The following is a 14,296-nucleotide window of genomic DNA, read 5'->3' as shown; positions in this document are numbered from 1 at the left end:
AATTCATTTCAAACACTGCGTGTTGATATATTCCTGCAGCGCTTTCAGTGCTGTTTGGTCGCTGACGATACCGGCTCTGATACCGAGAACGTTTCTTCCAGCAGTTGAAGAGAGTTCGATGGAGGCATCATTGCCCATGCCGGAGGAGCTGGCAGCTTCGGTTGTGGCTGACACAGAACACTTGCCTTTGACGAGCACCCGACCACCATTATCAAGCTTGCGCTGCAGAGCATCATTTTTAGCTTTTGCATCCGCTAACTCCTGCGAGTATTTGGCATCCAGTGTGGCAACATCGCGCTGCCTGGTTTCCATATCAGTGATGGTGGCGTTCGCCTGATTCAGCTCATTAGTTTTCTCATCGCGCTGACGCTTGTATTCGGTGGCATTATCTCGGTAATGATTAACCACCCATCCCAGCGAAACTGTCAGGCAAGCGATAAGGCCAGTGACGATTATTGTTAGCCTGCTCATGACAGAAACAGCGATCGTTCCCGCTGCCTGCGAGGAAGAAGAATATCCGGATCGTTACCTGCTCGCTTCCATGCCAGGAACTGATCTGCAGCACCAGAATAATCTCCAGCCTTAAGCTTGCGTAGCAGTGTCGAGCCGTTGAATGCCGATGCTCCGATGTTGAAAACCAGGCTGCATAACGCGTCGTATTGGTTCTGGCTCAGCCCGACATTCGCCGAATTGATAGCTCGCTCTGTCCACTGCAGATCAAGGCGCAGCAGATCGGATGATTTCTCTTTCGAGATGGTCATGCCCATTGCAACCGGCTTGCCATCTACCAGCCCAGTGTGACCGACGCCGATCGTGGGGATGCCGCGCGTGTCTTTGTATGCTGAGAGCTTTTCACCCTCTTGGCGCTTCAGGAAGTCGATGCCTCTATTACTGATTTGCATCTGTCTTTATCCCCGTAAGACGCTCCCAGAAATATGTTAAGGCAACAGAACCCATCGCCCCGCTAATTCCGGCTGCAGCCAGCGTCATGTAAATACTAAGCCCACTCTCAATACTGATTAGGCCGCTAATTACGCCTGTAAATCCAGACACAGCAATTTGAGCAATGGCATTAACCCAACTCCAGGATGCCCTGTTTTGTTTCACGTCAATGAGGTAACGAACGATTCCACCCCAGCACGCGAGAACCAGCAGCAAGAGCCAACTAATGCCAGCAACGCTTTCTTTGTCTTGCATATTCTTGGCCATAGATTTCACCTCCAACGTTTATGTTGGCTGTGATGTAGTCGAATAGGTTCAGCCCACAGCCGTAGACGATCAGCTACTAATAGGATGCCATGGAGTGTGTCGCTGTTGGCTGGGGCTGAAATGAAAAAAGGCCGCCCTGAGGCAGCCTTAAAGTTTGGGAGGTTGCAAGCTATGGACACACTTGTCACACCATATACGGATATTATGGCTAAATGGCTAAAGCTTTGTCAAGCCACTTATCTCCAACATGCGTAATTTTATCGACGCGTTTGCGGCTGATGAATGCATTTTGTAGCGGTTGATACAACATGAACAGGCTTGCATTGAGTATCTGTTCTACCTCGTTTCTGCAAGTTCCCATAGATGGCCGTCGCCAACCATCTCCTTTCCTGCCGCTGACGAACTTGCGGGGCTTTGCAGTCGCGTGATAGTAAGATGCAATGGCTCGTTTAGAAGAACCATGCGCGTAGTAGCTGAGTAAAATGCCATAGGCTTTTTGGTCAATGTACATAACGGAATCTACGACCTGAGAAATCAACATTCCATCATCGTCATTGCACATTGGCCTGCTTGGATTCTTGCTTGGCTCTACGCTTTCCATGAACTTGGCGATCATGTTGCTCATGCGTCGCTCGAGTCGGCCGGAGTAAACCCATGCACCCCACAACTCAAGCCAGCCGTTTACCCACTGGTGCTGATCATCATCCAGCTCAAATTTGCTGATGTTCACGATATGCCCTCCGTCTTAACCGTTCCGTGCCGGTCTTGTTTTGTGGTGAACAACGTATGCATTCCTCGCCGGTCGATTACCCTGACGACCATGTTCCCGCCCGGGCGTTGAACCACTCCATGACATCTGCCGGTGAGTGCGCGGAGAAATCTCGCCTCTTCGATTGCTGCAGGTATGCTTGTGAACATCAGGCTGCCTCCTGGAGTTTTTTCAGTTCCCGCAATTTCGCTCTGTAACGCGATCTAATCGCCTCTAGCTCTTCGCGGGTGTATCGGTGAGGGTTGTTGTCGTTTTCAAGCGCCAAGACGCGATCAAGTCCGATTTTCAGCACAAGGTGGATGCGGTACTGAACAGCGTTGCTTGATAGCTCGTCATTACACCGATGACACTGCTTGTGAATATTGTCTTCGTTGTACCGAAGGTGAGATGCCGCGCCTCTTGACCTGAAATGCCCTGCTTCCCATTGCACCGTCTCCCACGTTCCGCAACTGATGCACGGTTCGTTAACGTCCCGACCCTTTGTGATGTAGTCGTTAACCACGCGCTGAGTTAAATCTTCCCAGTGTTTCAATGGCTTCACGTCAGCCTTGCGCTTGTTCCACTCACGACGTGCAGATGCCTCAGATTGCTTTTGCTTGCGCTCTGATTTCTTCTTGGCGTGTTGGATTGCACATGCTGGACTACAGACGATTTGGAGGGAGTTACGAGGGGTAAACTTGATGGGACACATTCGGCATTTCTTCGGCTTAGGCAGTTTGATGCCTTTAGCCATCGTTATCCTCTCCCATCACTGAGTCGATGAATTTCCGTTGCTCCTGGTCGCAGGAATCACACACATAAACTTCCGTGTCCTGCAGTTCCTTTCCGCAATCGGCGCAGATCATCGCCCGCACCTCATCACCAGAAACGTGACGACATTGCCGGGCCACGCCAAACTGAGTAACAGGTTTTTTGTGGCCGGTACCGGTGGGTACCCTTTGCTGTAAAATTCGTAGCACTGACCAGCCACAAAGCAGTAGGTGCAGGCCAATATGGTTAGGATGAGCATTGTTCGGACTCCTTCATCATGAGGAAGACGACCATCGCTAGCCTGAGAGGCTGGTATGGGTGGGTTTTCCAAGCGTTATAGGTGATTTCACTCAGCGCGGATGATGCATCCCATGAAATCCCGTCAAAAGTTAGGCTGATATAATTTTGTTCGATAATCGGCCACGCATAGGAAGGGTCATTGCAATAATCAGGAACCCGACGACTTATCCCACAATCTTCTACCACTGGCGCTGAATCGCCTGTTATTTTTGCGACTTTGCAGTTAATTACGTGGTCATTAATTTCGCTGTAATCGGTCATGGCTTCCTCCGGGCGCGACGACGCAGCCACATGCTGTCTATCAGCGTCGCGGTATAATTAAATGTGATTATTTCGGTTGGTAGTAATTGCTTCTTGCGGGGAGTGCGGGTTGTTGGTTTGAATATCAGCTTTTCTTCTAGTCTGTCCCAGACTGATTTACGCCTTCGAGTCATTAGGCCACCTGTTTCTGTTTGTTTGCCTCGCCCCAGCGCTGCGCCCACTCTATGCGCTCGCGGGACTCATCGCTGAACTTCACGCCCTGTTCAGTGCCGAACCAGTAGATTGCCTCGATGACATCAACCATCTGCCCTACACGCATCTTGCTAGTACGCTGACCGAACATCACAACGCCACCGCCAATACCTGGTGCGGTTCTCTGTTCCTGTTTCTGGGTCTTGGCTACAAGGGCGGTGATCATGTCCTTCCAGTCATCTTCGTCGTATCGTTCGCCATACCAAACGACTTGCAGCGCAAGGTCATGCAGCAGCGGCCACATCTTGCGGTTCTGTGAAAGTGTTCGTTTAGGTGTGGATACTTCGACTTCGATTGGCTTGGACTGGTCTAGCGGTAGGTTTTTGATATGCTCTATCAGGTTCTGGCGTATCTGTGGGCTTCTTAGGTAGAAGACCTGTTTAGTCACTTACCTTCTCCATTATGCTGCTATATTCGGATTTTAGTTTTTCTCTCCACAACCTTGAATGAATGCGATGAAGCCTTTGCATTGTTGTGAACCGTGGGCGTCTATCGTTCTCACTGCCAACCCATTCATCATTAACTCGATATACATGTCCGAACGCATACCACTTGTTCGAGCACCAAACGCAAACCTGGACGCGGTTAGTGCCGAAGGTAATTGTGTGTTCACAAAACTCTGTTACTTCGCAATCGTCCATAATTTTGTTCAGCACTTCATCCCACATTGGGCAAAATGGAAATTGGTACATGCCGAAAATCGTGTTTGCAATATGGCGTAGCTTATCCATGGTTAACCTCGGGTAAAATCGGGTTCTCGCAAATGCGGGTGTAAACACAGTCGTAGACGAACGGGATGAAGACGGAAAAGAACTTGCGATACTGGTCATCGGTATAGCCGGTAACTTTATCGACCATCGCCACCATGTGGTTGGTAGCTCTCCGTGGGCGAGCAACGCCATACAACCGCTCAAACTGTTCGACAAGTTCCTCAGTTTTAAGGCTCTCATCCAAGCACTGTGAAAATCGCTGATCGGCCAGCAGTGCGAATGCTATGTGCTTCGGTAATTCGGTGTGCTCTTTGCTCATAGAAAATCCTCGTATCCTTCATCGCGCTTCAGTGATGCTGCGTAAATTTCCCACTCGCTGTAATACTCATCGTTATAGCGACATCCGGCCCAAACTGGTGCACAGTCATCGTAAATGGCTGCGAAGGTGTTGGCTGGTAGCTTGCATAGGGTGTTAAAGCGGTGGTCGGATTCTTGCTGTTCTTTCTGGCGGATTTGATGCTTGATGTACTGGCCTAGCACTGGTTATCTCCTTTGCGTAGCAGGTCAGCTACAGTTCTCAGCAGCAGATCGAGCTTATAAACCCGGCTGTTGCACCGGCAGTGATCGAAAATGCTCATGTGCTGACGGCGTGGTATTTTGTGATCGAGGTTGAGGTTGCGTGCCTGCTGGCAAATTGCTCTCCAGCTGCGTCCTAACTTTCGCTCGATTTCCGGGCGAGGTTTCGAATCCAGGGAGTCATTGAGGTAGTCGAGCTCCCATTGCTTCCAGTTTTTTCTTGGCATTACCGTTATCCCCTTCGTGGCAGATTTAGCTTGGCGCGAATCTCTGCGATTTTGTCCAAGGCTTTCTCTTGGCTTACCGGCGTATGCAGTTTGGGGATTTGCACTACCGGTGCCGGGATTGGCTCGTCAGCTTCGATGCGCTTCGACATTGCGGACAGCTCTTTGCTGCAACGTTTGCGCAGTTCTGCCTCTGCCAGGTTGAGTCCGCGCATTTCGCTGTAGAGCTTCGTCACCATCCAGTAGCAGGCGTTACTCTTCCACGGGTAAGCTTCTGGCGTGTCATACAGGCCGCGTTTAGCGCTGTAAACCATCACCATTTCGTACAGCTCACTGTCGTCTGGTAGCCCTGATGCTCTGATAACTCCCTGCTTGCACCACGCGATGAATTGACCCGGCGAAGGCCAGAACGGTGATTCACTGGCGCGGGCATGTTGCATACCAGCGGACAGTTGTTCACGGCTGCGGATTCCATTCTCGGCGAATGCGGCGATCCACTGCTTCTTCGCTGCTGACTCGTCCGCTTCGCTTCTCAGGTTGGTCTGGCTGGCCGCAGGGAATACCTGCTTAAGCTGCCTGAATAGCGCGTCTACGAGCTTTTCTGCTTCCGGGTTTACGATACTCTGCACGGGTGCAGGGGAACTACCGTAGAGTTTTGCCAGTGTCGCCCCGTCTCGGCTGGCGATGGCGGTCATCAGCTTCTTGGTCATATGAACTCCTCCCACGACTCGCGGCTGTTCCAGTGCGGCACAGGTTCTGCATCCGGACGTTGTTTTCGGTTAGGCTGCCCCTTCTGGGCTGACAGGGTTCCCCATTTTTCTCGGAGCTTTGCAGGGGAAAGGATGTTTGAGCACCAGAAAACATCTCGGTTAGCCCAGCGGAAAACTTCACAAATTTCTTTGTGGGTGAGATCGTCTTGCTGTCTCATCAGCCTAACTGCGTTTGCCCAGTCTGCCCAAGTTGGCTCCTTGGCTGCGGCATTGACTGTGAGGATTTGGCTGTACATCCAACGGCAAGCTTTCTCGTCGTCTTCGGTTCCCCACTTAGCACCAGTGGGTGAGTAGACAAACGCATCCGGATGGGCTGATAGAAATTTTTCCAAGCGGGCGTTTGAGGATTCGCCAGAATTCTCGGACGATAGTCTTTTAATATTCTTGTTATTACCTTCTTGTTCATGATGTGCGGGGATTTGTGCGGACTTATGTGCGGCACCACCATTTGAACCCGCGCCATTACTGGCTTCGCTATGTGCGGGGATTTGTGCGGACTTATGTGCGGGTAAATTGTCTATTTTTTCGGCATATTCGGAGTAATTCAGGATGGTGATCACCGTCCCTTTCCTCTTCTCGCCATCGATAGAAATCATCCCTTCTTTTGCAAAAAATGAGAGCATCCTGCCCACCGCATCACGGCTCGTTGGCTTGCCATCTCTATCGCACAGAGAAAGCCCCAAATCAGCCGCTGTCACGACCAGTTGACCGGCTTGAAGATTCCATTGGTTGCCTTTGAAATTCACTGTACGTGGCTGCCGTTGCGCTTCCAGTAGCAGGTTTTCCCAAAGGGTTCGGAGATAAACATCCTTCGCCCATGGTTTCTTCTTGATGCTTCGGTACAACGGGACATAACCAAGCTTCTGGTTCTCCATCCTGTTGCTCCTGCGCTCACGTTCCGCGCTTAGGTCATAGAATTTTGCTGTGCTCATCAGGCGGCAGCCTCCGGGCGAATTTGCTTGTAGAAAGTCACCCATGCGTCCTTGTCGCCATTGGACATAAACATATTCGTTGGCTCTTCTGGCTTATCAGAATCCCAATGGATTGAGCCGCCATACTGAGCGCCGGGAAACATAAAGCTCACGCTGAACGTTATCCACGGATAACCACCTTGCCACTTGGTAAATTCAAGCTCAGGCCAAGCCTCGGTTATCTGCTTTTTGAATACCCTGTATTTATCGTCTCTGGCGTTGATATCTAGGGCATGCTGATGGCATTCATCGATATTGAGGTAAACCCCCTTCTCGTCCTGCGTGAAAACCAAGGCATCGAGGATGAGCTCACTTTCATCATCATCAACGTCGTCGTGGCAAATGCGCGTTCCTTCGCCACTGGTATGAACCCACCACCCCGCCTCAAGCTGCGCCTTGATAGGAACAAAACCCTTCTCAACAAAGCAATCAAACTCAGGGGCGCGGCGAATCGTGTATCCATAGGTGTCACTATCACAACCACCATGCGCGTTAATGCCAATGCGACGTGCTGCAAGTCCGTGGTGATGGAAAACGATCTCGCAACCGCCTTCGTCCTCCTCCTGAATGACCCAGCACACGACCTTTTTGTTTTTTGCTGCCGATGATTTTTGCATGTATAATTACCTCAGAAATTGATAGTGATTTGTTGTTCAGAAACCTCGGCTGCCACCGGGGTTTTCTTCTTTTTGGCGTTCACCGCATTTACCACCTCCTGCACCATCATCCCCAGAGGACTAAACTCCAGTGACTTCTTGGCTACACAGAGAATGGTTGCGATATAGCGCCAGTCAGTGCGGCTAATCTTCGATTCATGGCATCCAGCCATGCGAGCGAACTCCCTATTGCTGACCAGTGATAGCGTCAGAAGTAAGTCAGTCTCGGCCCGGTTAATCTCTTGTTCTGTTGGTTTGCTGTAGTTTGCTAAGTCCATTTCGTAGAATGTCCATGTTGGTTAAATAGTTACGTGCGGCATCCGTGGGGATTGCCACTTTGGTTTGTGCGACCGAAACAGTCGCGGTTAAGTTGTTTAAAGAGCGGTGGTGCTTATGCTGCTTGTTTCTTGGTGCTCGGGAATGGTCTAACTTCTTCGCCTTCCACGCTGCCATCTGGATTTACAGTGACAAAAATGTTACGGCCCGCGCGGATTGCCTTACTGATTGCACACTGGATCACGCCGAAATCACTTGCAGCCTTCGCTTGTCCGTGAATTTTTGCGTAATCCTCTAGCGTCATTCGATTCATAGTTACGCTCCATTGCTATTCTCACCAAAAGAATACCATGGGTATTTATAACTTTCAATATGGTGGGTATTTTTAGTTTGAATATCGGTGGTATTAGAATAGGGGTTATGGAAAACAAGAAATCGCTGACGACAGAACAGCTTCAAGACGCTTCTAGGCTTAAAGCTTTGTATGAGTCAAAAAAGAAAGCCTTGGGCATTACCCAGTATACGATTGCAGACGATCTTGGCATTACGCAGGGGGCTGTCGGTCACTACTTGAATGGTAGGAACGCATTGAACGTTTCTATAGCCTCTGGCTTTGCAAAATTACTCCAAGTTTCGATCTCCGAATTCAGCCCATCACTTGCCGAAGAAGCTGCAAAATTTGCCGATACAACAGATCACAATGTCAGCTATGTAGGTAAATCGAAACCATCCAGAGAGTTCCCGTTGATTAGCTGGGTAAGCGCTGGGTGCTGGCTAGAGGCGATAGAGCCCTACCGGAAGGATGAGATAGATACATGGCCGGAAACGACCGTGGATGCCAGCCCTGATTCGTTCTGGCTGCGAGTAAAAGGCGATTCTATGACAGCGCCATCAGGGTTCACTGTCCCAGAAGGCATGATCATCTTGGTAGACCCAGGGAAAGAGCATGTCAGTGGAAACCTTGTCGTGGCCAAGCTTAGCAATGACAACGAAGCAACCTTCAAGCAGTACATGGTTGACGCTGGGCGCAGATATCTTAGAGCGTTGAACCCACACCATCCGCCAACAATCATCAACGGTGACTGCAAGATCATCGGCGTGGTTGTTGATATCAAGTGGGAGCGCCTGCCATAGCTAGTGGCCTGAAAAGGTGTTCGGGTAGGTGGGGTGGTGAGGCTAGGAAAAGGATTATAAGTGAATAATATCATACCAATAAACAGCATAGACTCGCTTGAAAACGTATTTAACCGCCTGCAATCAGGCGAGGAAATATTGATTGAGCAGCTAAAGGTCGAGTTATTTGACTCTGTAAAAATCAAGATTTTTGGTGATCCCGCACGTTATAATGGGACGCTGCCAGCATCGCTCGCACAAGGGCTTTGCGAGTTTCAAACAGAGATGTATAAAGTCTATACTCTAATCAGGTATAAAACTGACAACCTTCAGAGACTAGGCAGTGACGATAGAGAAGATGCTGAAATAATCTTCTCCATAAACCCAGGATGCACAGAAATTATAACTGCGCTTACTGATCTAGCCAAGGCTTGTGGCAATGCATTTGACAAGGTGACGCAAGGGATGAGCCCAACCCAGAAGACAACATGCTTTCTCTTTGCCATAGCTCTATTTGGCGGAGCATGGGCTGGCACGTCATATCTAAACTCAGAGACTGAAATCGCTGTAAAAAAAGAAGAGACAAAACAACAAGAAGCCAAGATTAAATCTGAGAATGAGAGACTAACCATCCTTAAAGACGGCATGCTTCAGTCCATGCGCGAAAATGCTGGCGTAGATACCATTGAGAGAGCTGAGGGCATTCAAGAGCATGTGACCAAAGCCTATACTGGCGTGCTAAAATCAGCTAGTGATGCTGATAGAATCGAAATTGAAGGCGCGACCAAGGTTAACCTTTCTCAAAAGGATGTCCATGAACTTATTAAAAACCCCATCGAAAAAGCAAAGAAGGAAGAACGGAATCTCGAAGTAGTTATTGATAGCATCAAGAGGACATCAGAAAAATTAACTCTTAGCTGTCGAGAGCCATCAAGTGATGAAAGCTTCCCTGTCTCCGTCGACACATCGTTTATCGATGACAAAGATGAAATTTCGTTGTTGTTCGATGCCATGAAAGAAAACAAATCCGTGAGGATATTGGGAAGTTATACAATTCGCGCTGGCGTCATAGAGAAAGGTAATGCCTCGACAATATCAAAGGATTAACCCACAAACCCGGCCACCGAGCCGGGTTTTTTGTGTCTACCGGTCACCATGACCGACACCATCGACACTATGTCTATCTATAGGCTTGATAGACACCGCACCTGGTTAACGGCATCACTTCTGGAAAACCGTTAACCATTGGTGACATCGTTAACCACCCTCTTTCGGCAACCTCAGCACATCGATAGCCAACTCAGCCGCTAAGTCAAAATCATCATCCTGATACAGCACCTGAATCATCTCTACTAACGCCTCTCTCGATAACTCCCTTTCCTCGACCAACAACTGCATGAGCGCTGTTCCCAGTACCGAAACTACGTGCGGGTGCGCCTGTTCGAAAAACTCATCTGTCTTTTCCATATCAACCTCCGTTTGAATTTCATCCAACTTTACGCCCGAATACCTGCTTTTGGCTAGGTGCGATGGGTTGTGGGTGGAGGATAGTGAAAATAAATACCTAGAAAAATCATAGGCATCATAAATTCCATTAAAAATAAATACTCTGGGTATTTACAATAATAAATACCTTGAGTATTCTTACCCCATCGAAACGAAACATCGATGCGGCAACCGGAACAACCAGCCGCGCCAGACATGAAGTCAGGCTGCTTCTTTAACAATCAAGATTGAGACTGATTCGGTCTCACCAAAGTGAAGTTGGCTTTGGGTCGCTGTTTCCGACAAGCGTTAGTTCGGACACGGAAGCTAGGCAGCAGGCGTCTTATGGCGCCCACGCAAGGCGACGGCGACGCCAAAGCTAACTAACGGAGAAATCCACATGAACAGCAAAGAACGTAAGAAGCTGGCTCGTGCAATCGCACATCGGGCAGAGCGCAACAAAGACATCAGCCTGGCTCGCAATGTGGCCTCGGCACTGGTTGGGAATGCACGAGTTGCCAAGGCGCTTTCACTCATTGAAAACAAAGCATGTCCTCGGCCGGTTCACGAGTCAGACAAAGGAGGTGCGATGTGCTTGCCAGAAGTTGCGATGTTCGCAGCCGGGCATCGCAGCGAGAAATACGAGCATCCATATCACGTTATGAAGGGGTGAGTGATGAGTCGCCGACTTGAAATACTTAGGGTGTCGTTATCCAAGAAAGAGGCTCTGTTTAATGAAAAGCTACAGCATCATTTCGATACCGTAGCTCAGGCCAACGGACAGCCCCTTAATGATAAGCGCAACGGCCGCGCCACTCTCGATAAGTGGGATAAGCAAAGCGATTCTCTTCGAGCGCTGGACAGCAGCATCAAAAGGACCAAAGAGGCTATAGAGCGCGAAGAATTAAAAATCACGCTAGTTGAATCTGTGAGTCTGCCTGACTACATCCAGTCGGCAATAAGCGACGGACTGATAACACAGTGGAGAAAGTTTCCGCGCTTCTTCTTCGTAACCGGCGTCACTAGTGGTCGAATAGTTCTGGATGAAAAGACAGGACTTATTGCTCACCGATATTTGAGCAAGGTACCTAAAGAAGAATATCCAATTTTCCGAGATGTTTTTAACAAGCTAAACCAGATTTCAAAAGATCAAATCAAGTGCACATAGTCGATTAACACGGATGTTATGTCTGGGGAAAGCGCAAACACAAAGCCCCTTCGGAGGCTTTTCTTTTTCATCAAGCTGCTTCGGCGGCTTTTTTATTGAGGTCAATATGAACGCCACTGATTTACGCAAGATTCTTGAGTACGACGAACTATCTGGAGACTTCAGATGGGTCAAGACTGTTAGTCCTACCGGAGTTTCTGGGGATATCGCAGGAAGTGTTGGCCGGTCTGGTTACCACTCGATGGTTATCAGTGGGAAGAGATATTACGCACATCGTCTCGCATGGATATATGTGAATGGTTCCGTAGATGGGGTTGAAATTGACCACATTAATGGAGTTAAGCATGACAATAGAATAAGTAACTTAAGAATAGCCACTCATTCGCAAAATCAGATGAATAGGAAAAAACCCAAAAATAACACATCTGGATTTAAAGGAGTTAGCTGGAGCAAGAGGGCTAAGAAGTGGCGAGTTGATATATGCGCTAACGGTGTAAGGAAGACCATTGGCTTGTTTGAGGAAAAGATAGCGGCAATTGAAGCGCACTCAAAATATTCAGAAATTTTACATGGTGAATTTAAAAATACGGGGTGTATATGAACACAACTGAGTTGAAAGAAATATTGTCACTTCACAAGGTCTGGGTAACGTCGTTACGCGAAAGCGGATCAAGAGCCAACCTGCGCGGTGCCAACCTGCGCGGTGCCAACCTGCGCGGTGCCAACCTGCGCGGTGCCAACCTGTGCGATGCCAACCTGCGCGATGCCAACCTGTGCGGTGCCGACCTGCGCGGTGCCAACCTGCGCGATGCCAACCTGTGCGATGCCAACCTGCGCGGTGCCAACCTGTGCGATGCCGACCTGCGCGATGCCAACCTGTGCGATGCCAACCTGCGCGGTGCCAACCTGTGCGATGCCGACCTGTGCGATGCCAACCTGCGCGGTGCCAACCTGTGCGATGCCGACCTGCGCGATGCCAACCTGCGCGGTGCCAACCTGCGCGATGCCAACCTGTGCGGTGCCGACCTGCGCGGTGCCAACCTGCGCGATGCCAACCTGTGCGGTGCCAACCTTCCTGATCACACATTCGTAATCATGGGTGAGCCCTACTATCTGCAGATTTCGAACGGCGAATATGTTCGCGCAGGCTGCCAAAACCACACCGTTGAACAATGGCGCAAATTCACCAAACGAGAAATCGCAGAAATGGACGGCAAGAAGGCGCTGAAATTCTATCCGCGCCTGCTGAAAATTATCGATTTTTATCTTGGCGCTGGTGAGCACCCCGAATGGGTTAACGAGCCCGAAACCGAAGAGGCTGCATAACGCGGCCTTTATTTTTGGAGGCGATCATGAGCTTCAGAGGAAAGATTTGGTTTTGTATGTTGGTTTCATGCGCCCTCTTCTGGTGTGGCGGGGTTATTGGATTTATGAGGGTTATGTGATGGAAGGATTTAAAGGAACTCCGGGGCCTTGGGAGGTAATGAACTCAACCGATGTATTTAGCCAGCTTGGCGGGGATAGCGGTGATGGGGCATTCGCAGACGAAACCGATGGTTGGCAAATCTGTGACTGTGCAGTTGGATTGACTAAATGGGCAGGAGATTACACTGAACTTGGCTATGACGTAAGAATTGCCAATGCCAAGCTGATAGCTGCTGCGCCAGAGCTTCTTGAGGCTCTTCATGAGTTCAGCCGCCTCTATGGAAGGTTGTGGGATACAACAAAGCCTGAAGGCGGTTTCCTCTCGCCTGAAAGCGTGAAGGAATACGACAGGGTTCATGTAATGGCAGAGAAAGCAATCAAAAAAGCGTTAGGTAACTGACCATCACAAAGCTCATTACACAGTGAGCTTGATGATGTTTAGAGAAGCCTCGACACCCTTTAGGCCGCCATTGTGCGGCCATTTTTTTAACCGGAGTATCTATGCGAAAAGTTGAATGCACGCCCACTAAGTACTCATACGAAAATGGAACCAGAAAAGAAACAAAGGAGGTTTTTTCAGGAATTTTCCATCAGTGGGGCTGTTGCTATGAGGAATTTGATAATGGTCCGGGGAATTACTCCGTAGCCATTGTCGAGCTAGAAGATGGAACCATCAGGGAGTTTCTTCCTGCGGACGTCAAGTTTATATCAGCCGCCTAAGTGCGGCTTTTTTATTCCCATCGCTAAGCCAATTTACGAGTTGGTTCAGCAATGAATACCTATCAATCAACAGGAAAACGCCAATGGCAAAAGCTATCGGCGGCGCTATTGGCGTCGCAAAAACACTGCTCGACCGCATCCATCAATATTTAATCGCTGGCGCAAAGCCAAATCGGGAGGCATTCGCATGACACAGCTGCAGCATGTTATCAGCCTGCTAGCCCGCGAGTCAGTGAGGCTAGGCGACAAAGACCTGTTCCAGGTTTCTAACCACCTTTTCTATCGGGGGATGAAATGAAGATGACATTCGTATGCACCGAGTATCACGCCAAGGCCGGACAGCGACAAGGTGAGGTTCGCATTGAGGCGGACGGCGTCGCTTTGTTCGGTCATGTCGATGAGAAGCAGATCATGAACCAACTCGACCTCAAACCTGTGTTCGAGTGGCTTGCAGAGAATGGATATACGGTCACAGAAAATAAGGCGGTCGCATGAGCAGCGCAGTGCTTGATAGCGATGAGAAATTTATCTCTCACATGACGTCAGAACTGGAGAGACAACTCACCGAATCACAGGCGCAGACAGACACTCGCTGGAACGGTTCGGATCGTCAAAGCCCATCCGTTACTTGGGATGAATTTGCAGGAAACTTTAGCTAAGA

The 14,296-nt window shown here is 49.4% G+C and carries 25 protein-coding genes; 9 read left to right on the top strand and 16 right to left on the bottom strand.

Going from position 1 to position 14,296, the window contains the following annotated elements; genetic code table 11:
- Positions 1–3 precede the first annotated feature (3 nt).
- The 15 genes from KHA73_RS05910 to KHA73_RS05840 form a co-directional block, all read right to left on the bottom strand.
- A complete protein-coding gene (locus KHA73_RS05910) occupies positions 4–471 on the bottom strand; it encodes a lysis protein (RefSeq protein WP_234589497.1) in 468 nt (155 codons plus the stop codon).
- Positions 468–902, bottom strand: a complete 435-nt coding sequence (locus KHA73_RS05905; RefSeq protein WP_234589496.1) for a lysozyme — start codon at positions 900–902, stop codon at positions 468–470. Before KHA73_RS05905 ends, KHA73_RS05910 begins: the two co-directional genes overlap by 4 nt.
- The gene (locus KHA73_RS05900) at positions 889–1,197 is read right to left on the bottom strand and encodes a phage holin family protein (RefSeq protein WP_234591188.1); all 309 of its coding nucleotides are present in this window, start codon (positions 1,195–1,197) and stop codon (positions 889–891) included. The genes KHA73_RS05905 and KHA73_RS05900 overlap by 14 nt, the downstream gene beginning before the upstream one ends.
- Before the next feature lie 220 nt (positions 1,198–1,417).
- Positions 1,418–1,939 (bottom strand): antiterminator Q family protein, encoded by a 522-nt coding sequence (locus KHA73_RS05895; protein ID WP_234589495.1) that lies wholly within the window; start codon positions 1,937–1,939, stop codon positions 1,418–1,420.
- Between the two features lie 187 nt (positions 1,940–2,126).
- Positions 2,127–2,711 (bottom strand): recombination protein NinG, encoded by a 585-nt coding sequence (locus tag KHA73_RS05890; RefSeq protein WP_234589494.1) that lies wholly within the window; start codon positions 2,709–2,711, stop codon positions 2,127–2,129.
- A gap of 263 nt (positions 2,712–2,974) precedes the next feature.
- Positions 2,975–3,289: a phage protein NinX family protein gene (locus KHA73_RS05885; RefSeq protein ID WP_234589492.1), complete on the bottom strand. Its 315-nt coding sequence runs from the start codon at positions 3,287–3,289 to the stop codon at positions 2,975–2,977.
- Positions 3,286–3,462, bottom strand: coding sequence for a NinE family protein (locus KHA73_RS05880; protein WP_234589490.1), 177 nt, complete (start codon positions 3,460–3,462; stop codon positions 3,286–3,288). The genes KHA73_RS05885 and KHA73_RS05880 overlap by 4 nt, the downstream gene beginning before the upstream one ends.
- Positions 3,462–3,929 carry a recombination protein NinB gene (locus tag KHA73_RS05875; protein WP_234589488.1) on the bottom strand — a complete coding sequence of 156 codons (468 nt, stop codon included), beginning with the start codon at positions 3,927–3,929 and terminating at the stop codon, positions 3,462–3,464. The genes KHA73_RS05880 and KHA73_RS05875 overlap by 1 nt, the downstream gene beginning before the upstream one ends.
- Positions 3,930–4,264: 335 nt before the next feature.
- The gene (locus KHA73_RS05870) at positions 4,265–4,570 is read right to left on the bottom strand and encodes a hypothetical protein (RefSeq protein ID WP_234589486.1); all 306 of its coding nucleotides are present in this window, start codon (positions 4,568–4,570) and stop codon (positions 4,265–4,267) included.
- Entirely contained in the window at positions 4,567–4,791 is a 225-nt protein-coding gene (locus KHA73_RS05865) for a hypothetical protein (protein ID WP_234589484.1), read from the bottom strand. The genes KHA73_RS05870 and KHA73_RS05865 overlap by 4 nt, the downstream gene beginning before the upstream one ends.
- A gap of 268 nt (positions 4,792–5,059) precedes the next feature.
- A complete protein-coding gene (locus tag KHA73_RS05860; RefSeq protein ID WP_234589483.1) occupies positions 5,060–5,761 on the bottom strand; it encodes a replication protein P in 702 nt (233 codons plus the stop codon).
- Positions 5,758–6,696: a replication protein gene (locus tag KHA73_RS05855; protein ID WP_234589482.1), complete on the bottom strand. Its 939-nt coding sequence runs from the start codon at positions 6,694–6,696 to the stop codon at positions 5,758–5,760. The genes KHA73_RS05860 and KHA73_RS05855 overlap by 4 nt, the downstream gene beginning before the upstream one ends.
- 56 nt (positions 6,697–6,752) lie before the next feature.
- On the bottom strand, positions 6,753–7,409 hold the full coding sequence (locus tag KHA73_RS05850; protein WP_234589481.1) for a hypothetical protein: 657 nt from the start codon (positions 7,407–7,409) through the stop codon (positions 6,753–6,755).
- Between the two features lie 11 nt (positions 7,410–7,420).
- Positions 7,421–7,726: a CII family transcriptional regulator gene (locus KHA73_RS05845; RefSeq protein WP_234589480.1), complete on the bottom strand. Its 306-nt coding sequence runs from the start codon at positions 7,724–7,726 to the stop codon at positions 7,421–7,423.
- Between the two features lie 113 nt (positions 7,727–7,839).
- Positions 7,840–8,037: a Cro/CI family transcriptional regulator gene (locus tag KHA73_RS05840; protein WP_149572822.1), complete on the bottom strand. Its 198-nt coding sequence runs from the start codon at positions 8,035–8,037 to the stop codon at positions 7,840–7,842.
- 107 nt (positions 8,038–8,144) lie between these two features.
- On the opposite strand from KHA73_RS05840, the gene KHA73_RS05835 reads away from it, so the two are divergent.
- Together KHA73_RS05835 and KHA73_RS05830 are read left to right on the top strand one after the other, a co-directional pair.
- Positions 8,145–8,858: a LexA family protein gene (locus tag KHA73_RS05835; RefSeq protein ID WP_234589677.1), complete on the top strand. Its 714-nt coding sequence runs from the start codon at positions 8,145–8,147 to the stop codon at positions 8,856–8,858.
- Positions 8,859–8,918: 60 nt separating this feature from the next.
- Positions 8,919–9,944 carry a hypothetical protein gene (locus KHA73_RS05830; protein WP_234589477.1) on the top strand — a complete coding sequence of 342 codons (1,026 nt, stop codon included), beginning with the start codon at positions 8,919–8,921 and terminating at the stop codon, positions 9,942–9,944.
- Between the two features lie 150 nt (positions 9,945–10,094).
- Here the strand turns inward: KHA73_RS05830 and KHA73_RS05825 are convergent, their stop codons facing one another.
- Entirely contained in the window at positions 10,095–10,304 is a 210-nt protein-coding gene (locus KHA73_RS05825) for a hypothetical protein (protein ID WP_234589476.1), read from the bottom strand.
- A gap of 418 nt (positions 10,305–10,722) precedes the next feature.
- Here KHA73_RS05825 and KHA73_RS05820 point away from each other — a divergent pair, with 418 nt between their 5' ends.
- The 7 genes from KHA73_RS05820 (at position 10,723) to KHA73_RS05790 (ending at position 14,294) form a co-directional block, all read left to right on the top strand.
- Positions 10,723–10,995: a transcriptional antitermination N peptide gene (locus KHA73_RS05820; protein ID WP_234589676.1), complete on the top strand. Its 273-nt coding sequence runs from the start codon at positions 10,723–10,725 to the stop codon at positions 10,993–10,995.
- 3 nt (positions 10,996–10,998) lie between these two features.
- Positions 10,999–11,490, top strand: coding sequence for a hypothetical protein (locus tag KHA73_RS05815; protein WP_234589475.1), 492 nt, complete (start codon positions 10,999–11,001; stop codon positions 11,488–11,490).
- A 106-nt stretch (positions 11,491–11,596) separates the two neighbouring features.
- The gene (locus KHA73_RS05810; RefSeq protein WP_234589474.1) at positions 11,597–12,091 is read left to right on the top strand and encodes an HNH endonuclease; all 495 of its coding nucleotides are present in this window, start codon (positions 11,597–11,599) and stop codon (positions 12,089–12,091) included.
- Complete coding sequence (locus KHA73_RS05805) at positions 12,088–12,816, top strand: pentapeptide repeat-containing protein (protein ID WP_234589675.1); 729 nt, start codon at positions 12,088–12,090, stop codon at positions 12,814–12,816. Before KHA73_RS05810 ends, KHA73_RS05805 begins: the two co-directional genes overlap by 4 nt.
- 118 nt (positions 12,817–12,934) lie before the next feature.
- The gene (locus KHA73_RS05800; RefSeq protein ID WP_234589471.1) at positions 12,935–13,315 is read left to right on the top strand and encodes a hypothetical protein; all 381 of its coding nucleotides are present in this window, start codon (positions 12,935–12,937) and stop codon (positions 13,313–13,315) included.
- A gap of 614 nt (positions 13,316–13,929) precedes the next feature.
- Positions 13,930–14,130: a hypothetical protein gene (locus tag KHA73_RS05795; protein WP_129992929.1), complete on the top strand. Its 201-nt coding sequence runs from the start codon at positions 13,930–13,932 to the stop codon at positions 14,128–14,130.
- Positions 14,127–14,294, top strand: coding sequence for a hypothetical protein (locus tag KHA73_RS05790; RefSeq protein WP_234589674.1), 168 nt, complete (start codon positions 14,127–14,129; stop codon positions 14,292–14,294). The genes KHA73_RS05795 and KHA73_RS05790 overlap by 4 nt, the downstream gene beginning before the upstream one ends.
- Positions 14,295–14,296: the final 2 nt, after the last annotated feature.

Source organism: Serratia entomophila, assembly GCF_021462285.1.
GTDB lineage: Bacteria > Pseudomonadota > Gammaproteobacteria > Enterobacterales > Enterobacteriaceae > Serratia > Serratia entomophila.
Note: the sequence above shows the minus strand (reverse complement) of the source record. Positions and strands in the feature narration are given on the sequence as shown.